Source organism: Blautia sp. St.27G3, assembly GCF_059728505.1.
In genome coordinates this window covers 574,973-596,555 of sequence record NZ_BAAGFO010000001.1, presented here as the reverse complement: position 1 = coordinate 596,555, position 21,583 = coordinate 574,973, and the positions used below count along the sequence as shown (strand labels likewise).

The window sequence follows — 21,583 nt, the reverse complement described above, 5'->3', positions numbered from 1 at the left end:
CAGCAAACATGGATGAGAGAGATATCAGATCTTATACGTATGAAGAAGTACAGCTGGCGCTCGCTGGGATGGGAGAAAAACCGTTTCGGGCGAAGCAGCTGTATCAGTGGATGCATGAAAAACTGGCGACAGGTTTTGAGGAGATGACAAATCTTCCCGGGAGCCTGAGAGACAGATTGGCTGAACGTTTTACCTATACGTCTTTGGACATGGTAGAACGCATGGTTTCAGAGCTGGATGGCACAGAAAAGTATCTGTTTCGCCTTTCGGACGGAAATGTGATTGAAAGTGTGCTGATGCGTTACCATCACGGAAATTCTGTCTGTATTTCCTCTCAGGCCGGATGCAGGATGGGATGCCGCTTCTGTGCGTCGACGCTTGGCGGCCTTACGCGAAATCTTCTGCCATCCGAGATGCTCGGTCAGATATATCAGATTCAGAGGCTGTCCGGGGAGCGCGTATCAAATCTTGTGGTTATGGGGACCGGAGAGCCGCTTGACAATTACGAGAACCTGCTGCGGTTTCTCAGGTTGCTGACCGACGAACATGGATTACATATCAGCCAGCGGAATGTGACGGTATCTACCTGTGGTATTGTAGAAAATATCCGCCGTCTGGCAGATGAAAAAATGCAGATTACGCTGGCGCTCTCTCTGCATGCATCGAGTCAGGAAAAGCGCAAAGAACTGATGCCGATTGCATATAAATATGAATTGAAGGATGTACTAGATGCCTGTCGTTATTATTTTGCGCAGACAGGCCGAAGGATTACGTTTGAATATAGTCTGGTAGCAGGAGTAAATGATACGGCAAAAGACGCGGCGGAGCTGGGGGCTTTGATCTCGGGAATCAATTGTCATGTGAACCTGATTCCAGTTAATCCAATTAAAGAGCGCAGTTACAGTCAGCCGGACCGAAGTGCTGTGGAGGCGTTCAAAAATAAACTTGAAAAATATCGGATAAATGTTACTATTAGAAGAGAAATGGGCCGTGATATAGGCGGGGCCTGCGGCCAGCTCAGAAAGAGTTATATCGAGGAACAGAGAAAGGAAACAGGAGTATGAAGACGTATAGCATTACAGATATCGGCAAGAGACGTTCTGTCAATCAGGACTTTGTCTATGCCTCCGACCAGCCGGTTGGGAATCTGTCCAATATGCTGATTGTGGCGGACGGCATGGGTGGCCATAATGCGGGAGACCTGGCATCGCGCTATACCGTCGAATCTATGGTTGACTATATTGAAAATGCCAGGGAGCAAAGGCCGATTCCGCTGCTGAGCGAGTCCATCCACCATGCAAATGAGCTGGTAATGGAGAAAGCAAAAACAGACCGGGCGCTGGAAGGTATGGGAACTACTGTTGTGGCGGCTACCATAAAGGATGATTATTTGTACGTGGCCAATGTAGGTGACAGCAGGCTATATCTGATTGATCAGGAAATTGAGCAGATCACAAGAGACCATTCTCTTGTGGAAGAGATGATTCGCGTTGGCGAGCTTCAGAGAAAGGATGCAAGAAGCCACCCGGACCGGAATATTATTACAAGAGCGATTGGCGCCAGAGCCCCGGTCAAGGTTGATTTTTTTGACGTGAAGCTGGAGCAGGGAGATAAGATCCTTCTGTGCTCTGACGGGCTGACGAACATGGTCGAAGACGAAGACATTTTATATATTGTGAAAAAGAGCGCCTCACTGAAGGAGGCGGCGCAGCGTCTGATTACAGAGGCGAATAAGAATGGCGGAAAAGACAACATTTCAGTAGTCCTTGCTGAATTTTAACGGACGGGGTATTTATATGTTAAAAGTCGGAATGTTTATTCAAAACAGATATGAAATTATATCCCGTATCGGATCGGGCGGGATGGCTGACGTTTATAAAGCAAAAGACCATAAATTAAATCGTTTTGTAGCTGTAAAGGTACTGAAAAAAGAGTTCCGGGATGACAAGGTATTTATTTCCAAGTTCCGGGTGGAGGCGCAGTCCGCCGCAGGCCTGGCGCATTCCAATATCGTGAATATTTACGATGTCGGCGAGGAGGCCGGTATCTATTATATTGTGATGGAGCTGATCGAGGGGATTACTCTGAAAGAGTACATCAAAAACAAAGGGCATCTGTCCGTTCGAGAGGCGACAAGCATCGCGCTGCAGATTTCAGCAGGACTGGAGGCAGCGCACAACAATGGCATTATTCACAGAGATGTGAAGCCGCAGAATATCATGATTTCCACAGACGGAAAGGTTAAGGTGGCTGATTTTGGTATTGCGCGTGCAGTGACGACAAATACTGCCAATTCTGCTGCGATGGGGTCTGTGCATTACAGTTCTCCGGAGCAGTCCAGGGGTGGTTACAGCGATGAGAAGAGTGATATTTATTCGCTTGGTATTACGATGTATGAGATGCTGACGGGCTGTGTGCCATTTGACGGCGATACGGCAGTGGCGGTGGCGATTCGTCATTTGCAGGAAGAAATTCATGGACCGGCAGAAATTGTTCCGGAGATTTCCTACAGCACCAATCAGATCGTATTGAAATGCACGCAGAAAAACCCGGATCGCCGTTATGCCAATATGACGGAGCTGATTCGCGATCTGCGCGAGTCTCTCGTAAATCCGGAGGGGGATTTTGTTGTACGTGCGGAAGAGGGGCATGCAGTAAAAGCAAAAGAGAAAACTGCGCCTTCGCGTGAACCGGGGCAGGGAGGGGCAGAGGCGAAAATGCCTGCCTATGATGAGACGCTTGATGTGGGAGCGGCAGCCAACCTCCATATGCAAAACAACGGTCCTGCGACTAACCGGGCTTATCAGCCGGGAAGCTATTATCAGAAAAGCACATACCAGGAAGTACGTCTGGATCGTTCAGAGGGTCCGGACGGAGGCTCATGGGAGGAGGATCTGGATCAGGAGCGGAGTACCAGAGAGTACGATCCGTATTTTGACGCATATGACAATCCGGATGACTACGCGATTCGGGATGGCGGTTATAAGCTTGACGAAGGGTTTGCGCCGAAAAAGGAAAAACGCAGGGATGATTCGGATATTGGACTGAATCCGCGCCTGGAAAAGGCAGTTACCGTTGGCGGTATCATTGTTGCGGTGATTATAGGTTGTGTATTTCTGGTGCTGCTTGCGAACGCTTTTGGATTGTTCAATTTTAGAAAAAAACCAACGCAGACAGAGCCTGCAACAGAACAGATGACCCAGACAGAAGCAGTGCAGAACGTATCTGTGCCGAAAATAGACGGAAAGACAGAAAAAGAAGCCCTTGATCTGCTGGCAAGCTTTGGCCTGCCTGGAAAGAAGATGGGCGAGGGAAAGGCAGAAGGCTATTTGCTGGGACAGGTGTATAATCAAAGTCCAAAGGCCGGAGAGATGGTAGCGCAGGGAAGTACGGTCAGCTATCAGGTTGTGGAAGAAGAGGAGGAGATTGTTCTTTCAGATCTGAGCAATCAGGAGCAGAACCAGGCACAGGCATTTTTGCTGACGCAGGGCCTCAAATGTGAGATTGATACGTCCAGGCAGAGCGATACAATTGAGTATGGCCGTGTCATTACGACAGAACCGGGAGCAGGAGCAAAAGTAAAACCAGGAGATACCGTGAAGCTGTTTGTAAGTCAGGCTCCCCAGACAGAGCCGGAATATGTTCAGGTGCGTGATCTGTATTATTATTCCAAAGAGGTTGCGACAGAGGCTTTGGAGCTTCAGGGTTTTATTCCTGCATATGATTATGAGCCGAACAATGCGGGCGTGCCGGATGGATGGGTAATCCGCAGTGAACCGGCAGGCGGTGAGCAGGCAGCCAAAGGTTCTACCGTAACTTTGATTATCAGTACAGGGCCAGGGGAGATGCCGGACGGTGATGACAACATCACCTTTTCGAATGAAGGAGCAAATACTACTGACACTGCTGGGACGTGGAGGTGTAATGCATCTCTGGATTCCCCGGCGGGTTACAACGGACAGCCGGTGCGTATCACTTTGAAGCAAAACGGCACTGAAACAACAGTTTTTGAGGGAACGACGACCTTCCCGTATTCTTTTGAGGTACAGGGAGCTTCCGGCGTGTCGGAAGGAACCGCGTATGTTTATCTGCTGGATCCGGGTACAAATGAGGTGACTAGCACGATTGAATATGCAGGAATTACGTTTAGTCAGGTGAATTGATGCAGGGAAAAATTATCAGAGGTGTCGGTGGCTTCTACTATGTACATGCGGAAGATGATGCCGTCTATGAGTGCAGGGCAAAAGGGATTTTCCGAAAAGATAAAAAGAAACCGCTGGTGGGAGACAATGTGGAAATTTCTGTGCTCGACGAAGAACAGAAAACAGGAAATGTAGATGAGATTCTTCCCAGGAAAAATGCCCTGGTACGCCCTGCTGCGGCAAACGTAGATCAGGCGCTCGTGGTATTTGCAGTGACAAGTCCAAGTCCGAACCTGAATCTGCTTGACCGTTTTCTGATTTCGATGGAGCAGCAGCAGGTTCCGGTAATTATCTGTTTCAACAAAACAGATCTGGTGGAGAAAGCGTCGTTGTCAGAGCTCGCATTTTCCTATCGTTTGTGTGGCAGTGAGGTACGCTTTCTGAGTGTGGCAGAGCAGGAGGGGATTGAGGAGCTCCAGCAGCTTTTGGAAGGAAAAACGACAATTGTTGCAGGTCCGTCCGGTGTTGGAAAGTCCTCTCTGACGAATGCCCTTCAGTCTGAAGTCCGTATGGAGGTTGGCGAAATCAGTCGGAAGATTGATCGTGGAAAGCACACGACACGTCATACAGAGCTGATTGTGCTGCGGAAAAACACGTATTTTCTTGATACGCCTGGATTTAGCTCGTTGTACTTGGATGGTATTGCGTATGAGGAACTCAAGAATTACTTTCCGGAATTTTCAAGTTATGAACCATATTGCCGTTTTCAGGGCTGTATGCATCTTATGGAGCCGGATTGCGGCGTGAAAGAGGCGCTGGAAAAACACAGAATTTCCAGAACGAGATATGAGAACTATACGCTGCTTGCAGCAGAACTGAAGGATAAAAAGAAATACTGAAAAACAGGGAATGACACAAAAGACAAACAGCCGTATATCGGTTTCTGTGTATAAGCAGGGCCGATTTGGGGCTGTTTTTATTTCAGTATACCAAATGTAGTGTTTACGGAGCTGTCAGTTTTCGAGTAAATTCTTCTTTTTTCTTATCCTGTTCGCGAATTGTGTCGAGCGATTTCTTTTCACGACTATTGTTTCTTGTCGGTTTCTGTGCTAAACTGTGACTTGCTGAGATAAAAAAAGGAAAAATACAGGAAAATGTAAATAGAAGAAAGAAATGGAGAGAAAAACATGAAATTAGGAATTGTTGGTCTGCCAAATGTAGGAAAAAGTACGTTGTTTAATTCTTTAACAAAAGCTGGAGCTGAGTCCGCGAATTATCCGTTTTGTACGATTGATCCGAACGTAGGTGTGGTTGCTGTGCCAGATGAAAGACTTCAGCTTTTAACGGATTTGTATCATTCTGAGAAGACTACGCCAGCTGTGATTGAATTTGTGGATATCGCAGGCCTTGTAAAGGGGGCTTCCAAAGGAGAGGGACTGGGCAATCAGTTTCTGGCAAATATAAGAGAAGTAGATGCAATTGTACATGTGGTTCGGTGTTTTGAGGACACAAACGTGATTCACGTAGATGGCAGCGTTGATCCGGTGCGCGATATTGAGACAATCAATCTGGAACTGATTTTTTCCGATCTGGAAATTTTGGAACGCCGAATTTCCAAGACTGCCCGTGCTGCGAGAAATGACAAGACGCAGGCAAAAGAGCTGGAACTTCTTCAGCGTTTAAAAGAGCATCTGGAAGCGGGTGAACTGGCGATTACTTACGAGACGGATGATGAGGACGAGCAGGCATGGCTTGCGGAATACAATCTCCTGACCGGCAAACCAGTTATTTTTGCTGCGAATGTTGCTGAAGATGATCTGGCAGATGACGGAGCTGAGAATCAATACGTGCAGGAAGTGCGTGAGTATGCAAAAAACAGTGCCAGCGAGGTATTTGTGATCTGTGCGCAGATTGAAGAGGAGATCTCAGAGCTGGATGACGATGAAAAACAGATGTTTCTCGAAGATCTGGGATTAAAAGAGTCCGGATTGGAGAAACTGATAAAGGCAAGCTACAGTCTTCTTGGCCTGTTGAGTTATCTGACGGCAGGCGAAAAGGAGACAAGGGCATGGACGATCAAAAAAGGAACGAAGGCTCCGCAGGCGGCCGGAAAGATTCATTCTGATTTCGAGCGCGGCTTTATCCGCGCGGAGGTTGTGAATTACCAAAATCTTCTGGACTGTGGCTCTTACGCAGCGGCGAAAGAAAAGGGGCTGGTAGGACTGGAAGGAAAAGATTACGTGGTAAAAGACGGCGACGTAATCCTGTTCCGTTTCAACGTGTGAAAACAATGAGTGAAGCGCGTTTTTACACAGGTAAAAGCAAAGGAGGATTTTATGGAGGGCATGATCCGTTTTCCGCATCTGGGGATTACGCTGGAGCATGTGATAAAGTCGATTTCCATCGGTAATTTTGAGATCGCCTGCTACGGAATTGTGCTGGCAGCGGCGATGGTGACAGGGCTTCTGATCGCCATGAAAGTTGCGGATACGACGGGACAGCGAGGAGACGATTACTTTGATCTTGGACTCATTGCGATTGTGATATCCGTGATCTGTGCGCGTGTCTATTATGTTGCGTTCTCCTGGGATTACTATCGGGAGCATTTGACCGAGATTTTTAATCTGCGTCTCGGGGGCCTGGCTATCTATGGCGGGGTGATCGGAGGGGGAGCGACGGTATTTGTGTTTGCCCGTATCCGAAAACTTTCCTGGAAAAAATTGCTGGACACCGCAGTGATTGGCCTCGTGTGGGGGCAAATGGTCGGAAGGTGGGGGAATTTTTTCAACCGGGAGGCGTTCGGGGATTACACGGATAATCTTCTGGCCATGCAGATTCCGGTATCAGATGTCCGAGCATATGAAATTACTGAAAAAATGAGGGAACATTTGCAGACGGTTGACGGAGTTCCCTGTATTCAGGTACATCCCACTTTTTTGTATGAATCTCTGTGGAATCTGTGCCTGGTTATTCTGCTGGTATATCTGACATACCGGCTGAAAGAGCGGTTTGAAGGTCAGATTTTCCTGTTTTATCTGCTGTTTTATGGAATTGGGAGGTTCTGGATCGAGGGATTGCGCACGGATCAGCTTCTTGTGCCAGGCACAAAGATCGCTGTTTCCCAGGTTTTGTCCGGCGTGTTTGTAATCGTTTCCCTCGTACTGCTTGTTGTGGGGAAAAAGAGGAAAGGAACAAAGGAATATGACGGCAAAGGAACAGTTGATGCATCACATTGAGGAGCAGCGGCGGATTCTGAACAGTCTTCTGAAAAGTGGAGGAAAAGTGGAGGAAATTTACCGCCAGAGCCTTGTTGTGGATGCATTGCTTGAGAAGTACATGCAGTTTCAATAGCATCAATCAGGATGCTGAGAATTAAAAAAACACAAAGTTAACGGGACATTTTAAATGTCCGCATTTTGGGACCTGCAAGATTTTGCGGGTCTTTTTTTCGTTTTGCGCAAGATATTGTGGGCCAAGAAAATAGAAAAAAATGTAAATTTTTTCTTTGAACTTTTCCTTGTATTTTGTATAAAATTACGGTATGATAGTGGTCAAGTGGTAGAAAGTGGTGTGCTGTGGTGCCTGGTGGTGGATAAATGGAGGGTGAAACCAAAAAGGAGCCATGGCAAAAGGGACACCAGAAGAGCAGCCGGAAGAAGGTGTGTCATTTATGTTTATGGGAGAATATAATCATACGATTGACACCAAAGGCAGACTGATTATCCCGTCAAAGTTCAGAGACCTTTTAGGAGAAGAATTTATTGCAACAAAGGGATTGGATGGATGCCTGTTTGTGTTTCCCAAAAACGAATGGCAGATCATCGAAGAAAAGCTGCGCGCTCTTCCACTTAACAATAAGAGCGCCAGAAAATTTACACGTTTTCTGGTAGCCGGGGCAACTACATGCGAACTGGACAAGCAGGGGAGAATCCTTCTGCCTCAAGTGCTGAGGGATTTTGCTGGACTGGAGAAAGAGGTTGTACTGGCCGGTAACCTGAACCGTATTGAAATCTGGAGCAAGGCGAACTGGACGGAAAACAATGCCTACGATGATATGGATGATATCGCAGAACAAATGACGGATTTTGGTTTAAGCATATAACCTGGGGAGGATTGTATGGAATTCAGACACAAATCTGTACTTTTGGATGAAAGCATTGAATCGCTTTGCATAAAACCAGACGGGGTTTATGTGGATGGAACGCTGGGGGGCGGCGGACATTCGTACGAAATATGCCGAAGATTATCTGGGAAGGGAAGATTAATCGGCATCGATCAGGATGCGGCAGCTATTGAAGCGGCTACGGAGCGCTTAGGGGAGTTCAAAGACCGGGTTAAAATTATTCGCAGTAATTACTGCAATATAAAAGGGGAACTCGGCAAATTAGGTATCACATCTGTAGATGGAGTCATTTTGGATCTGGGGGTCTCCTCCTATCAGCTTGATGAAGCAGAACGCGGGTTTACATACCGCGAGGATGTGCCGCTCGATATGCGAATGGATCAGCGGCAGACCAGAACGGCAAGGGACATTGTAAATGAGTACAGCGAGATGGAGCTTTACCGCATCATCCGTGATTATGGGGAGGACAAGTTTGCAAAAAACATTGCCAGGCACATCGTAAACGCCAGAAAAGAAAAAGCATTGGAAACAACTGGGGAGTTAATTCATGTAATAAAAGCGGCGATACCGATGAAAGTCAGAGCAGTAGGGGGACACCCGGCCAAAAAGACGTTCCAGGCGATCCGGATTGAGCTTAACCGCGAACTGGAAGTTCTGGAGAACTCACTGGAAGATATGATTGATCTGCTGAATGACAAGGGACGCATCTGTGTGATTACCTTTCATTCACTGGAAGATAGAATTGTAAAGAACAAATTCCGGTACTGTGAAGACCCGTGTACATGTCCGAAGGATTTTCCGGTCTGTGTGTGCGGGAAGAAGTCAAAGGGGAGAGTCATTACGAGAAAGCCGATTGTTCCGTCGGCGCAGGAACTGGAAGAGAACAGCAGGGCAAAAAGTTCAAAGCTGAGAGTCTTTGAACGGGAGATACAGCAGGAGTAAGGGGAAAATACAATGGCAAAGATAGAGCGAATGGACGGCACAATGCGCAGTCAGAACAGAAAGACACAAAGTGGGAGAGTGTATACGTACGTGGACGGAACAGCCGTACGTAAACTTCAGACCGCTCCGGCAAAAAGTCCTCAAAAGAAGCAGAGGCCGCAGACAAGCACCCGTACCAAGCAAAATCGTGAGCGGGCACTTTCCATGAATTTTGGTTATGTGACATTTTTGACTGTGGCAGCTGTTGCAAGCGTACTGATGTGCGTGAATTTCCTGCAGCTTCAGGCAAAGGGGACGAAACTGCAAAAAGAAGTGACGACTCTGGAGACACAGCTGAATGCAGCGATTCTTGAAAATAATTCCGATTACAACCGTATTATGACAAATGTCGATATGGAACATGTAAAAGATGTGGCAATGAATGAACTCGGTATGGTACAGGCGAAAAAGTCTCAGATCATCACATACAAGATGGATGACAATGACTATGTAAGACAGTATTCCGAGATACCGTCAGAGTAGGTGAATAGATTGGCAAGAGCAAAACAGACAAAAAAAGAAAGACGATTTACGAGAAAAATGCAAATAAAGCTTCTGGCTGTATTTGCATTCATTTTATTATTCCTGATTATTATTTTAATACGTATCGTGTATATCAATGTACACAGCGGCAATCTCTATGCAAAGCAGGTGTTGTCCCAGAAAAATTATGACAGCCAGACCATTTACAGCCGCCGCGGGGAGATTCGTGATACAAACGGAAGACTTCTGGCTTACAGCGAGAAGGTGTACAACCTTGTTTTGGACTGCAAAGCAGTGAACCAGGAAGTGAACAAAGAGAAAGTATATGTAGAGCCCACCATACAGGCATTGACGGAAGTATTTCCGGACCTTGACGGGGCTGCGGTGCGGGACCGCATCATGAGTGAAAAAACACGCGACAGCCAGTATCAGGTACTTTTGGAAAAGGTGACGGAGGAGCAGAAGGATGCCTATGAGGCATATGTTTCGCTTGATGAAGAACGTGAGCTGACAAAAGAGCAGAGGCAGCGTCTTTCAAAGGTGACAGGTATATGGTTCGAGGAGGAGTTTATACGAAAATATCCGATGAATTCCCTGGCAAGTACAGTTGTAGGGTTTTCGAATGATATCGGGGACGGGATAGTTGGGCTGGAAGCATATTATGACCAGCAGCTGAAAGGTACAAACGGCCGTGTATTCGGATATCTGAATCAGAACCAGGAATTTGAAAAAAGAACGATTGCACCGGATCATGGATACACGCTTCAGACGACGTTGGATATCAATATTCAGCAGAGTGTGGAGAAAAATATAGCAGAATTCGACGATATGTACGGCGAGGATAAGGATAACGGAACGGCAAAGCACGGGGCGAAGGATATCGGTGTGATTATTATGAATCCGAATACCGGTGCAATTCTGGGAATGGCGACAAATTCCAGCTATGATCTGAACAATCCGCAGGATATGAGCGCGTGGTACACAGAATCGGAAGTGAAGGCCATGACAGAGCAGCAATACGTCAATGCCTTAAATAAAATGTGGGGTAATTACTGCATTTCAAACGGTATTGAGCCGGGTTCCACGTTCAAGCCGATCACCATTGCATCAGCATTGGAATGCGGTGCAGTTTCGGAAAGCGATTACTTTTACTGTGACGGCGGAGAATTCATTACCGATACCGAGATTCACTGTGACGCGTACCCCAATGCGCATGGCGATGAATCCCTTGGGGATGTTCTGAAAAATTCGTGTAATGATGGTCTGATGCAGATCGGTATGGAAATGACGATTGCGAACTTTATCAAATATCAGTCCATGTTTAATTTTGGAAAGCCGACCGGAATTGATCTGCCGAACGAAGCCTCCGGTGCTGTTTACAGCAGAGAGACAATGAACGAGGTTGAACTGGCTACCTGTACCTTCGGACAGGGACTTACCTGTACGATGATTCAGGAGATTGCGGCGTTTTCTGCTGTGGTAAACGGCGGATATTACTATCAGCCGCATGTGGTTGAAAAGATTCTGGATGAAAACGGGAAAACAATCAAGGATACCTCACAGCTTCTGCTAAAGCAGACCGTTTCACAGAACGTATCTGAGACGCTGCGCGGTTATCTGGAAACGGCAGTGCAGGAAGGTACCGGGCGACATGCACAGGTACCGGGGTACCGGATCGGCGGAAAGACCGGTACGGCGGAAAAAATTGATCCGGCGACCGGACAGCGGGCAAAAGGAAAATATCTGGTATCGTTTATCGGTGCGGCGCCGATCAATGATCCGGAGGTTGTCATTTACGTTGTTGTAGATGAGCCGAACGTGGAAGATCAGGCGAACAGTACGTTTGCACAGCAGATTTATCAGAAGATCGCAATGGAAGTCCTTCCTTACATGGGAATCTATCCCACAGAAGAGGTGACCAATGAAATGCTGGCCTCGCTTGGACTTACGCAGGAGGATGTCAACGGCGGTATTCACATTTTTGATGCGATTGATGCCAATGGAATCTACCACAAAGATGCACGTGTGGAGAACGGAAAAGTCAAGGATGCGGACGGAAATATCATTGAAGGAGCCTATATTGCGGAGGACGGCACCGTGTATGATGCTGTTCAGAATGAGGTATCACACGTGGAGGTGAAACCTGTCATTGATCCGAAAGCAGACAACCCGGATATGGCACTGCCTCCTACCGAAAACAAAAATAATCCGGACAACACGGCAGTTTGGGATGGAACAGCTGTCGATGAGGTCAGTGCACAGGAATAAAGTCCTGGCAGCATATGATATTTCTCCCCTCATAAAAGTAAGCGCAAGGTTAATATACTTGTAGTAAAGCTTTTATGAGGGGGTTTTTATGCAAAAAACGAGGCCGTTTCACAGGCGGAAGGTCGTGGTGATTTTTTTTGGATGTGCAGCTGCACTGTGTGGTTTGGGCGGACGACTGGGACATCTGATGGTGGCTGATTCCGAGTATTATGCGGCTCTGGCACAGGATTTACATGAGCGTGAGCGAGATATTAAAGCGGCACGCGGAAGGATTCTGGATCGCAATGGCGTGGTACTGGCAGATAACCGGACGGTATGTACGGTGTCTGTCATTCACAGTCAGATCAAAGAGCCGGAACGCGTGATCGAGGTTCTGGCAAAGGAGCTTTCACTGGAAGAGGAGACTGTGCGCAAGCGCGTGGAAAAAGTCAGCTCCATTGAACGGGTAAAAAAGAATGTTGAAAAAGAGATTGGCGACCGAATCCGCAACTATAACCTGGCCGGCGTCAAAGTGGATGAGGATTATCGCCGTTATTATCCCTATGACGATATGGCGTCGAAGGTGCTCGGGTTTACGGGAAGCGATAATCAGGGAATTATTGGTCTTGAGGTGGAATATGAGGAGGAACTTTCCGGTGAACCGGGAAAAATCCTTACCCTAACAGATGCACGGGGCGTTGAGCTGGAAAACACAGGGGAGAGCCGCCTGGAGCCGGTGGCGGGGAATGATCTGGTGATCAGTCTCGACTATAATATACAGGAATATGCGCAGCAGGCGGCGTTGAAGGTCATGGAACAGAAACAGGCAGACAGTGTGTCGATTATCATTCTGAATCCCATGAATGGAGAAATTTATGCGATGACCAATGTACCGGAGTTTAATCTGAACGAGCCTTTTACGCTGTTGCCGGGTTACTCGGAAGAAGAGGGGCAGGATGCCTTAAATAAAATGTGGCGAAACGGCTGTATTAACGATACCTACGAGCCAGGCTCCACCTTCAAGGTTATCACGGCAGCTGCGGGACTTGAAGCAGGAGTTGTTTCACTGACGGATCAGTTTTCATGTCCGGGCTTTAAAATTGTGGAGGATCGGCGCATCCGATGTGCCAGAGTCAGCGGGCATGGTGGGGAAAACTTTGTGCAGGCAACGCAGAATTCCTGCAACCCCGTGTTTATCGAAGTTGGGCTTCGGCTTGGCGTAGACCGGTATTTTTCTTATTTTGAACAGTTTGGCCTGAAGAACAAGACCGGAATTGATTTGCCGGGTGAGGCGGCAACGATCATGCATAAAAAGGAAAATGTCGGGCAGGTAGAGCTTGCAACCATTTCATTTGGACAGTCTTTTCAGATTACACCGATTCAGCTTGCGACGACAGTCAGCTCGATTATAAACGGCGGGAAACGCATTACGCCGCATTTTGGTGTTCAGGTAAAAGAAAATGACGGGACACTGCTGAAAGTATTCCAGTATGAAGAAGGAAAACAGATTGTCTCAGAAGAGACATCTGAGACGATGCGCTATCTGCTGGAACAGGTGGTAGACGGAGGCGGAGGAAAAAACGCGTATATTGAAGGATATCGGATTGGAGGAAAGACAGCGACCTCAGAGACACTTCCGCGAAGTGCCAACAAATACATTTCCTCATTTCTCGGTTTTACGCCGGCAAATGAACCGAAAGTACTGGGACTTTGTATCATTAACAATCCGCAGGGCGTATACTATGGGGGGACAATTGCGGCTCCGGTCATCCGGGAAATGTTTGAAAATATCCTTCCGTATCTCGGAATTGAGAAAACTGAGGAGACAGTTACAGAGGTTCCAGGCTGACTGTCACATAAAAATTCTCCTGTCCTGGACGCGTATGCTCTTGTCAATCGCAGGTAAGTGTGATAAAAATAAAATGATAAAAAACGCAGGAAAGAAAAGAAGAGGTGTGAGATGATAATTAATAAGGATGTAATGATTCCATTGTTTACGGCATTTATGATCAGCGTAGTGCTCAGCCCGTTTGTGATTCCGTTTCTGCAAAGACTGAAAGTCGGGCAGACAGAGCGTGAGGAGGGAGTAAAATCTCATCTGAAAAAGGCAGGCACGCCGACGATGGGAGGTCTGATTATTCTGATCAGTCTGACAGTGACCTCTTTGTTTTATATCGGACGCTTTCCGCGGCTGGTGCCGGTTCTGTTTCTGGTGCTCGGCTTTGGAATTATCGGATTTCTCGATGATTATCTGAAGGTGGTGCTGCGGCGGTCTGACGGTTTGTATCCCAGACAGAAAATGCTGGGACAGATTATCGTCACGACTATTTTTGTGGTCTATATCTGGAATATGGATGCGTCCTGCCTGGAGTTTCTGATTCCATTTTCCGGCGGAGAAGTGATTTCCGGCGATTTGGCGCGCATGGTGGCAATTCCGCTCGCGTACGTTGCAATCATCGGAACAGTAAACGGCGTGAATTTTACAGATGGTCTGGATGGTCTTGCGACAGGGGTTACAACCATGGTAGCCGTATTCTTTACAGTGGCATCTCTGGTGCTTGGCGGAGGAATAGAGCCACTCACCGCTGCGGTAGCCGGGGCGCTTCTGGGCTTTTTGCTTTTTAATGTTTATCCGGCAAAGGTTTTTATGGGCGACACGGGATCGCTGGCACTCGGGGGATTTGTGGCGGGCGCCGCTTACGTGCTGCGTATGCCGCTGTTTATCCTGATTGTTGGACTGATTTATCTGGTAGAGGTCCTGTCCGTGATGATTCAGGTGACGTATTTTAAAAAGACAGGCGGAAAACGCTTCTTTAAAATGGCGCCGATCCATCATCATTTTGAGCTGTGTGGATGGTCCGAGACGCGCATTGTGACGGTATTTACTGTGATTACGGCTTTCCTGTGCCTTCTGGCGCTGGTGGGCCTGAACTGATGAGATACATGACAGAGCAGATGAGATGGTGCCGGGTCACAGAAAGTTGGTTTTAACAGAAGAAAGAAAAGAGAAACGCGCCAGATGGCGCGGGGAGGATAAAATGGAACTTGCACAAAAAAAGGTTCTGGTGTTTGGCGCCGGAATCAGCGGAATTGGAGCTGCGAAGCTTTTGCTGAATGCGGGGGCTGAGGTGATACTGTTTGATGGGAATACTTCAGTGAATCCGGAGGAGGTTCGCGCTAAGCTGCCGCAGGGAGGAAGGCTGGAAATTGTGCTCGGCGAGCTTCCGGACCGTGTACTGGATGTGCTGGACCTGGCTGTGCTGAGTCCCGGCGTACCGACCGATCTGCCGCAGGTAAATGCGATTCGCGCAAAGCAGGTACGCATCTGGGGTGAAATCGAACTGGCAAACGCATGCGGCAGAGGGGATGTGCTGGCTATTACCGGCACAAATGGGAAGACGACAACGACCAGCCTGCTCGGTGCGATTATGAAAGCCTGGAAAGAAGAAGTATACATAGTGGGAAATATTGGAAATCCGTACACAGAGGCAGCGCCCCTGATGACGGAAAAGGCAGTAACGGTGGCCGAGATCAGCAGCTTTCAGTTGGAGACAATTGAAGGTTTTGCGCCAAGGGTCAGCGCGATTCTGAACATTACTCCGGATCATCTGAACCGCCATCACACGATGGAGGAATATATCCGCGTCAAGGAGCTGATTACAAAGAATCAGCGGCCGGAAGATACGTGTGTGTTGAATTATGAGGATGATATTCTGCGTGAATTTGGCAGTACTTTATCTGTAAAGGTTATTTATTTCAGCAGCCTGCATACACTGAAACAGGGTATTTATCTGGAAGATGAAAATATTGTATACCAGGATGAAAAAGACAGGACGGTACTTTGCTCTGTAAAAGAGTTGAACCTTCCGGGACGTCACAATCATGAAAATGTGATGGCTGCATCTGCAATGGCGATTGCTTACGGAGTGCCGGTTGAGGTGATTCGTACCGTTGTGCGGAGCTTCAAGGCAGTGGAACACAGGATTGAATATGTGACGGAGAAGCATGGAGTCGTTTACTATAATGATTCCAAAGGAACGAATCCGGACGCGGCGATTAAGGGGATTCAGGCGATGGATCGCCCTACACTTCTGATTGGCGGGGGATACGACAAAGACTCCTCCTATGAAGAATGGATTCAGGCATTTGACGGAAAAGTAAAATATCTGGTATTGATAGGACAGACGAGGGAGAAAATTGCTGAAGCGGCAAAACGTTGTGGTTTCGGGAACATTATTCTGGCTGATACGCTTGAGGAAGCGGTGCAGATCTGTGCGGACAGGGCAGTGAGCGGTGATGCGGTATTGCTGTCCCCGGCCTGTGCAAGCTGGGGAATGTTTCCCAATTACGAGGTGCGTGGAAGGCGATTTAAAGAACTGGTAAATCAATTAGCATAGGAAGTGATTGCTTGCAGAGGAAACCGGGGAAGCCAGACGGGTTTCTGCTTGCTGCCGTGCTGTTTTTGGTGGTTTTTGGCCTTGTGGTTCTTTACAGTATGAGCGCATACAACGGGCAGGTCAGGTTTCATGACGCTGCCTTTTATTTTAAAAAACAGTTATTCGCAATGGTATTGGGCCTTGCAGTGATGTATGGTATTTCATCACTGGATTACCATATTTTGATGCGCTTTGCGGTTCCGGCTTATCTTGTTTCGCTGGTTTTGTCCGGCGCAGTTCTGCTTTTTGGAGACGCGTATAATGGTTCAAGGAGATGGCTTTCCATCGGACCGTTGTCGTTTCAGCCTGCGGAATATGCGAAGCCGGCGGTCATTCTTTTGATGGCCGGTGTGGTCAGCCAGATGGATCGGAAAAAGAGCGGACGGCTGATTGGCGCCGTACTGCTTATGGTGCTTCCGGTTGTAGGCCTGGTAGGAACGAACAATCTGAGTACGGCTGTTATTATTCTGGGTATTGCCGTGATTATGATTTTTATTTCAAATCCAAGGTATCTGCCGTTTTTGTGGATTTTGCTGATGGGTACAGGGTTCCTTGGCATCTTTTTGAGTCTGGAACAGTACCGGTTGGAACGGCTTGCGATCTGGAGGAATCCGGAGCTGTATGAAAAAGGATATCAGACGATGCAGGGGCTGTATGCGATCGGCTCCGGCGGACTTTTTGGCCGGGGGCTGGGAAACAGTCTGCAAAAGCTGGGATTTGTTCCGGAGGCACAGAACGATATGATTTTTGCAGTGATCTGCGAGGAGCTGGGATTTTTCGGGGCGCTGCTTTTGATGTTGCTGTTTTTCTTGCTTTTATGGAGGTTTATGGTAATCGCGACGCATGCTCCAGATTTGTTTGGTTCGCTGATTGCGGCGGGTATCATGGGACATATTGCGATTCAGGTTATTTTGAACATCGCAGTCGTTACGAATACCATCCCGAATACGGGAATCACGCTGCCCTTTATCAGTTATGGCGGTACTTCTGTCTTGTTTTTGCTGGCAGAAATGGGGCTGGCTCTGTCGGTAAGCAGGCATTGCCATTATCCAGGCAGGGGATAGCCGGACTGCTTCGAAATTATCTTTTGCAAAAGAGCATGCAACAGATGGTAGCAAAATTTTTTCCGGTGCATATACTGAGGTATATGGTGTTTTGCCGCATTTGGACGGCAAAAAGAAAGCCGGGGGATGGACTTGAGCTATCTGGAAATTAGGGGAGGAGTTCCACTTTGCGGAGAGGTGAAGGTACAGGGCTCCAAAAACGGTGTACTTCCGATACTTGCGGCCTGTATGCTGGGTACGGGAGTTTGTGTTATTGAAAACTGTCCTTCGATCAGGGACGTAAACGATACACTTGAGATTATGAAAATGCTCGGATGCCGAGTGGAACAGCACGCAGGAACGGTCCGGGTGGATGCATCTGAAGTATGCCGGTATGAGATTACGGCCATGGAAGCTGCAAGAATCCGTTCTTCTGTCTTGTTTTTAGGCGCACTTCTTGGTAGAATGAAAAAAGCAGTGCTTCCGCTTCCGGGAGGCTGCGCGATCGGTGCAAGACCGATTGACCAGCATCTTTGGGCACTTGCACATCTGGGAGCAGAATTTTCAGGAGAGACGCGGATTGTGGCCAGCGCGGAGGAACTGCACGGAGATATCGTATCCCTTCCGTTTCCAAGTGTGGGAGCAACGGAAAATACGATACTTGCGGCTGTGTGTGCCAGTGGGGAGACATTGATTGAAAATGCAGCCAGAGAGCCGGAGATTGATGAGCTTTGCGAATTTTTAAATTGTCGTGGAGCCAGAATAAACAGAGAAGAAAACGGCAGCATCCGAATTTGCGGGGGAATACCGCTTGGACCGGTTTGTTACCGGATGAAGGCGGACCGTATTGTGACGGGTACTTATCTTCTGGCAGCTGCGGCAACCGGAGGTATGGTCAGAATCGTAAACGATGATGCCTCGCGTCTGGGAATGCTGACGGAGGTTTTAGACCAGATGGAAGTGAGTATTTCATGCAGGGAAGGGGCTGTGTGCCTGGATGCACAGCATGTTTCGGAGAGCCGCGTATGCGCGGTACCGTATCTTGAGACGGCCCCGCATCCCGGGTTTCCGACGGATTTGCAGTCTCCTTTGATGGCAGCTCTGTGCAGGGCCAGAGGGAGAAGCTGTATCTGCGAGAAAGTTTTTGAGAACCGCTTCTGTACGGCAGACGAATTGAAAAAGATGGGTGCAAAAATAGAAATACAGGGCAGCCTTGCAGTGATTGACGGTGTGGCGCAGCTTCACGCAGGGACGCTCGTCCCGCCGGATCTTCGGGGTGGGGCGGCGCTGGTGATTGCGGCACTTCAGGCAAAAGGGAGTACAGTAATCAGTGATATGACTTATATAGACCGTGGTTATGAGGCAATTGAGCGGGATTTGGCCCGACTGGGGGCGGACATCAGAAGGTACAGGTGAAAAAATGGGCAGAATAAACAAAAGAAAAAGACGACTTATCAAGCTTGCAGTGGTGGCGCTGCTCTTCCTGCTTTTTTTAGGAGTGATGTTTTTATTTCAGGTAAGAAAGGCAGATGTATATGGCAATACGCGTCATTCTTCACAGGAGATTACAGCTGGACTGGGAGAAGGGGCGCTTGGGAAGAATACGCTGTATTTGCTCTGGAAGTACAGAGAGGGTGGAATCCCGGATTCGCTCCCGTTTTTGAGCTCTTTGCACGTACAGATGAAATCCCCGTCTCATCTTGAAATACAGGTGACGGAAAAAGATCTGGCCGGATATATTGATCAGAATGGATATGTGTATTTTGATCAGAGCGGCGTGATACTGGAGATGACAGATGAGCTGTATGGGGGCGTTCCGATCATTACGGGAGCCAGCGTGGGGGAAGCAGTTCTTTATCAGAAGCTTCCGACCAGCAGCAGTGCGCAGCTACGTACAATCCTCAGCCTGACCCAGCTTCTTTCCTATCATGAGGTGGATGCTACTGAAATCCGCTTTGGAGACAACATGGATATTACTGTGTTTATCGGGCAGGTGGAAGCGGAGCTTGGGCAGGATGAATACCTGGAAGAAAAAGTGGCAAATATGAAAAAAATTCTTCCTCAGCTTGAAGGTCAAAGCGGTACGCTGCATCTTGAGAATTTTACAGGACGCAATGAAACCGTATCCTTTACCCCTGGCGGCAGCGCTCATACTTCAGGAGTGGCAGGTGGCCAGAGTGAGTCGGATGCGCAGGAACCGGAAACCGCAGAAGGCGGAGACCAACAGGATACGCAGGAGCCTGGAACCGTGGAAGGTGGAAATGATCAGGATACACAGGAACCAGGAGCACCGGAAGACGGAGACGATACAGGTACACAGGAACCAGGAGCACCAGAAGGCGGAGACAACACGGGCACACAGGAGCCGGATGCGTCGGAGCCGGACGATGTGGGAACTATTTATCCGATGGTCTTTAATTCATCCGGAACACTGGTTTACAATGTACATGTTTCCAATGGAACGGTGGTGGATGCAAACGGGAATGCCGTACCTGGCTGCTATGTGAATGAAAACGGCCATGTAGTGGATGCATATATGAATGAATTTGATCCTACAACAGGAGAATTGATCCAGAATTGATTCCTGGCAAAAACAAGTAGAACAACCCTCTGGGCCTGTAAAAACAAGGCTCAGAGGGTTCATTATTTTCTCAGAGGACCGCATCATAAAGGCTTTCCGTGACAGAGAAGCGTATATGGCTATTTGAAACAGGGCAGAGTTACACTGGAAAATTGTAAAATTGATTCCTTTTCGGTTTGCCTGGAGAAAAGAAACGTGCAAAAACATAAAAATGGTACTTGATAAATTCTGAATTTACTTATATTATAAAAGATAGTATGGTAGCAAGGGCGAAAGTACGCAATTTTACCGTAATTATGAAAGAGACACCCATGCCTGGGAGAGCGCCTGCTACAAAAAGGAGGAAATTCGGTGTTAGAGATTATGTCAAATGAAACGGAATCCGCTGCAAAGATTATTGTAATCGGAGTCGGTGGGGCCGGGAATAATGCAGTAAATAGAATGGTTGAAGATACAATTGGAGGCGTTGAGTTTATTGGCGTAAATACAGATAAACAGGCACTGTTGCTTTGCAAGGCGCCTACGACGATTCAGATCGGAGAGAAAGTAACAAAAGGACTTGGAGCAGGTGCCAAGCCGGAGATTGGTCAGCAGGCTGCAGAAGAGAGTGCGGAAGAGATTCGTCAGGCAGTTCAGGGAGCAGATATGGTATTTGTTACCTGTGGTATGGGAGGCGGTACCGGTACCGGTGCAGCTCCGGTTGTGGCAGGAATTGCCAAAGAGATGGGTATCCTGACTGTTGGAGTAGTGACCAAGCCGTTTCGATTTGAGGGCAAGGTACGTATGAACAATGCCGTGAATGGTATCGAACGGCTGAAGAACAATGTAGATACGCTGATTGTAATACCGAATGACAAGCTTCTGGAGATCGTTGATCGTCGGACGACGATGCCGGAATCGCTGAAGAAAGCGGACGAAGTACTGCAGCAGGCAGTTCAGGGTATTACTGACCTGATTAATCTGCCGGCATTGATCAACCTGGACTTTGCAGATGTTCAGACTGTTATGATCAACAAGGGTATTGCGCATATCGGTATCGGACAGGCAAAGGGAGACGACAAGGCTCTGGAGGCAGTAAAACAGGCCGTTTCCAGTCCGTTGCTTGAGACGACGATCGAGGGAGCATCCCATGTGATCATCAACATTTCCGGTGATATTTCTCTCGTTGATGCCAATGATGCGGCAAGCTACGTGCAGGAGATGGCAGGCGAGAACGCAAATATTATTTTTGGTGCGCTGTTCGACGATACATACGCAGACGAAGCCAGCGTAACCGTTATTGCTACCGGATTGGATGACAAGAATGAAGTAAAAGAGGAAGCTCCAAAGAAGAGAAGTGTTCCGGAATTCAATTTTGCAAGAAGTACAAGTATGCCTTCTGCGCCGACTTCGGTTCCGAGAACTCCGACGACCCCGCTGCGCGCGCCACAGCTCAATGCGCTGAACACAACGCGTAAGCCGGAAAGCAAGGTACCGGAAAGAGATATTCAGATTCCGGATTTCCTGAAGAGAAGCTAAGAGGTGAACTTTTTAGGGACGAATCTTTC

18 protein-coding genes are annotated in these 21,583 nt (G+C 47.9%); all 18 read left to right on the top strand.

The genetic code is table 11. The features are described 5' to 3' along the window. Positions 1 to 8: 8 nt before the first annotated feature. The 18 genes from rlmN (at position 9) to ftsZ (ending at position 21,554) form a co-directional block, all read left to right on the top strand. Positions 9 to 1,064, top strand: a complete 1,056-nt coding sequence (gene rlmN, locus AC6I2O_RS02735; protein WP_120393326.1) for a dual-specificity RNA methyltransferase RlmN — start codon at positions 9 to 11, stop codon at positions 1,062 to 1,064. Continuing rightward, positions 1,061 to 1,780, top strand: a complete 720-nt coding sequence (locus AC6I2O_RS02730) for a Stp1/IreP family PP2C-type Ser/Thr phosphatase (protein ID WP_120393327.1) — start codon at positions 1,061 to 1,063, stop codon at positions 1,778 to 1,780. Before rlmN ends, AC6I2O_RS02730 begins: the two co-directional genes overlap by 4 nt. A 16-nt stretch (positions 1,781 to 1,796) precedes the next feature. Then, positions 1,797 to 4,163 carry a protein kinase domain-containing protein gene (locus tag AC6I2O_RS02725; RefSeq protein ID WP_497741734.1) on the top strand — a complete coding sequence of 789 codons (2,367 nt, stop codon included), beginning with the start codon at positions 1,797 to 1,799 and terminating at the stop codon, positions 4,161 to 4,163. Beyond that, complete coding sequence (gene rsgA / locus AC6I2O_RS02720) at positions 4,163 to 5,041, top strand: ribosome small subunit-dependent GTPase A (protein WP_120393329.1); 879 nt, start codon at positions 4,163 to 4,165, stop codon at positions 5,039 to 5,041. Before AC6I2O_RS02725 ends, rsgA begins: the two co-directional genes overlap by 1 nt. Before the next feature lie 288 nt (positions 5,042 to 5,329). Then, positions 5,330 to 6,427 carry a redox-regulated ATPase YchF gene (gene ychF, locus AC6I2O_RS02715; RefSeq protein WP_120393330.1) on the top strand — a complete coding sequence of 366 codons (1,098 nt, stop codon included), beginning with the start codon at positions 5,330 to 5,332 and terminating at the stop codon, positions 6,425 to 6,427. A 51-nt stretch (positions 6,428 to 6,478) separates the two neighbouring features. Beyond that, the gene (gene lgt / locus AC6I2O_RS02710; protein ID WP_120393331.1) at positions 6,479 to 7,378 is read left to right on the top strand and encodes a prolipoprotein diacylglyceryl transferase; all 900 of its coding nucleotides are present in this window, start codon (positions 6,479 to 6,481) and stop codon (positions 7,376 to 7,378) included. Next, the gene (locus tag AC6I2O_RS02705) at positions 7,344 to 7,493 is read left to right on the top strand and encodes a hypothetical protein (RefSeq protein WP_497741733.1); all 150 of its coding nucleotides are present in this window, start codon (positions 7,344 to 7,346) and stop codon (positions 7,491 to 7,493) included. The genes lgt and AC6I2O_RS02705 overlap by 35 nt, the downstream gene beginning before the upstream one ends. 319 nt (positions 7,494 to 7,812) lie before the next feature. Next, positions 7,813 to 8,244 (top strand): division/cell wall cluster transcriptional repressor MraZ, encoded by a 432-nt coding sequence (gene mraZ / locus AC6I2O_RS02700; protein ID WP_120393398.1) that lies wholly within the window; start codon positions 7,813 to 7,815, stop codon positions 8,242 to 8,244. Between the two features lie 15 nt (positions 8,245 to 8,259). Next, entirely contained in the window at positions 8,260 to 9,207 is a 948-nt protein-coding gene (rsmH, locus tag AC6I2O_RS02695; protein ID WP_120393332.1) for a 16S rRNA (cytosine(1402)-N(4))-methyltransferase RsmH, read from the top strand. Positions 9,208 to 9,219: 12 nt separating this feature from the next. Further along, positions 9,220 to 9,729 carry a cell division protein FtsL gene (locus AC6I2O_RS02690; protein WP_497741732.1) on the top strand — a complete coding sequence of 170 codons (510 nt, stop codon included), beginning with the start codon at positions 9,220 to 9,222 and terminating at the stop codon, positions 9,727 to 9,729. 9 nt (positions 9,730 to 9,738) lie between these two features. Next, the gene (locus AC6I2O_RS02685) at positions 9,739 to 11,997 is read left to right on the top strand and encodes a peptidoglycan D,D-transpeptidase FtsI family protein (protein WP_120393334.1); all 2,259 of its coding nucleotides are present in this window, start codon (positions 9,739 to 9,741) and stop codon (positions 11,995 to 11,997) included. 88 nt (positions 11,998 to 12,085) lie between these two features. Further along, complete coding sequence (locus tag AC6I2O_RS02680; RefSeq protein ID WP_497741730.1) at positions 12,086 to 13,825, top strand: peptidoglycan D,D-transpeptidase FtsI family protein; 1,740 nt, start codon at positions 12,086 to 12,088, stop codon at positions 13,823 to 13,825. A 117-nt stretch (positions 13,826 to 13,942) separates the two neighbouring features. Beyond that, entirely contained in the window at positions 13,943 to 14,911 is a 969-nt protein-coding gene (gene mraY, locus AC6I2O_RS02675) for a phospho-N-acetylmuramoyl-pentapeptide-transferase (protein ID WP_120393399.1), read from the top strand. Between the two features lie 103 nt (positions 14,912 to 15,014). After that, complete coding sequence (gene murD / locus AC6I2O_RS02670) at positions 15,015 to 16,373, top strand: UDP-N-acetylmuramoyl-L-alanine--D-glutamate ligase (protein ID WP_497741729.1); 1,359 nt, start codon at positions 15,015 to 15,017, stop codon at positions 16,371 to 16,373. An 11-nt stretch (positions 16,374 to 16,384) separates the two neighbouring features. Continuing rightward, on the top strand, positions 16,385 to 17,476 hold the full coding sequence (locus tag AC6I2O_RS02665; protein WP_497741728.1) for an FtsW/RodA/SpoVE family cell cycle protein: 1,092 nt from the start codon (positions 16,385 to 16,387) through the stop codon (positions 17,474 to 17,476). Between the two features lie 132 nt (positions 17,477 to 17,608). Then, positions 17,609 to 18,871, top strand: a complete 1,263-nt coding sequence (gene murA / locus AC6I2O_RS02660; RefSeq protein WP_497741727.1) for a UDP-N-acetylglucosamine 1-carboxyvinyltransferase — start codon at positions 17,609 to 17,611, stop codon at positions 18,869 to 18,871. Between the two features lie 4 nt (positions 18,872 to 18,875). Beyond that, positions 18,876 to 20,036 (top strand): cell division protein FtsQ/DivIB, encoded by a 1,161-nt coding sequence (locus tag AC6I2O_RS02655; RefSeq protein WP_497741726.1) that lies wholly within the window; start codon positions 18,876 to 18,878, stop codon positions 20,034 to 20,036. 363 nt (positions 20,037 to 20,399) lie between these two features. Further along, the gene (gene ftsZ, locus AC6I2O_RS02650) at positions 20,400 to 21,554 is read left to right on the top strand and encodes a cell division protein FtsZ (RefSeq protein WP_120393402.1); all 1,155 of its coding nucleotides are present in this window, start codon (positions 20,400 to 20,402) and stop codon (positions 21,552 to 21,554) included. Positions 21,555 to 21,583: the final 29 nt, after the last annotated feature.

Excerpts from the sequence above, each read along its gene's own strand:
- rlmN (WP_120393326.1), top strand. The coding sequence starts at position 9 with ATGGATGAGAGAGATATCAGATCTTATACGTATGAAGAAGTACAGCTG.
- AC6I2O_RS02730 (WP_120393327.1), top strand. The coding sequence starts at position 1,061 with ATGAAGACGTATAGCATTACAGATATCGGCAAGAGACGTTCTGTCAAT.
- AC6I2O_RS02725 (WP_497741734.1), top strand. The coding sequence starts at position 1,797 with ATGTTAAAAGTCGGAATGTTTATTCAAAACAGATATGAAATTATATCC.
- rsgA (WP_120393329.1), top strand. The coding sequence starts at position 4,163 with ATGCAGGGAAAAATTATCAGAGGTGTCGGTGGCTTCTACTATGTACAT.
- ychF (WP_120393330.1), top strand. The coding sequence starts at position 5,330 with ATGAAATTAGGAATTGTTGGTCTGCCAAATGTAGGAAAAAGTACGTTG.
- lgt (WP_120393331.1), top strand. The coding sequence starts at position 6,479 with ATGGAGGGCATGATCCGTTTTCCGCATCTGGGGATTACGCTGGAGCAT.
- AC6I2O_RS02705 (WP_497741733.1), top strand. The coding sequence starts at position 7,344 with ATGACGGCAAAGGAACAGTTGATGCATCACATTGAGGAGCAGCGGCGG.
- mraZ (WP_120393398.1), top strand. The coding sequence starts at position 7,813 with ATGTTTATGGGAGAATATAATCATACGATTGACACCAAAGGCAGACTG.
- rsmH (WP_120393332.1), top strand. The coding sequence starts at position 8,260 with ATGGAATTCAGACACAAATCTGTACTTTTGGATGAAAGCATTGAATCG.
- AC6I2O_RS02690 (WP_497741732.1), top strand. The coding sequence starts at position 9,220 with ATGGCAAAGATAGAGCGAATGGACGGCACAATGCGCAGTCAGAACAGA.
- AC6I2O_RS02680 (WP_497741730.1), top strand. The coding sequence starts at position 12,086 with ATGCAAAAAACGAGGCCGTTTCACAGGCGGAAGGTCGTGGTGATTTTT.
- murD (WP_497741729.1), top strand. The coding sequence starts at position 15,015 with ATGGAACTTGCACAAAAAAAGGTTCTGGTGTTTGGCGCCGGAATCAGC.
- AC6I2O_RS02655 (WP_497741726.1), top strand. The coding sequence starts at position 18,876 with ATGGGCAGAATAAACAAAAGAAAAAGACGACTTATCAAGCTTGCAGTG.
- ftsZ (WP_120393402.1), top strand. The coding sequence starts at position 20,400 with ATGTCAAATGAAACGGAATCCGCTGCAAAGATTATTGTAATCGGAGTC.